The following is a 266-nucleotide window of genomic DNA, read 5'->3' on the forward strand; positions in this document are numbered from 1 at the left end:
CTTCTGTTTGGCGGCGGCCTTGCGCTGTTCCGACGCCTGGCTGGAGGAGGCCGAGTTCATCTGTTTCAGCGTCGCCACCGCCGACTGGGCGTCACGCAGCTTGGTCTCGGCGCGATCCTGGGCGGCCTTTTCGCGCTGGGCGCGGCCTTCGGCCAGGACATTAACCATGGATGCGGCGGACGAGACGTTCATGGGCGAAGAGTCTGAACCGCACCGCTTAATGTCCTGTGAATTACGCTACGCCTCGCCCTCGCCACGGTCTTGTG

General features: G+C 64.3%; 1 protein-coding gene. It reads right to left on the minus strand.

Features of this window, described 5'->3' with window-relative positions; genetic code table 11:
- Positions 1–192 (minus strand): hypothetical protein (locus ACM0OX_RS35815; protein ID WP_414519972.1); only part of this gene is annotated, 192 nt, incomplete at its 3' end.
- Between the last annotated feature and the right edge of the window lie 74 nt (positions 193–266).

This window comes from Nostoc sp. PCC 9305, assembly GCF_963920915.1.
Lineage (GTDB): Bacteria > Cyanobacteriota > Cyanobacteriia > Cyanobacteriales > Nostocaceae > Nostoc.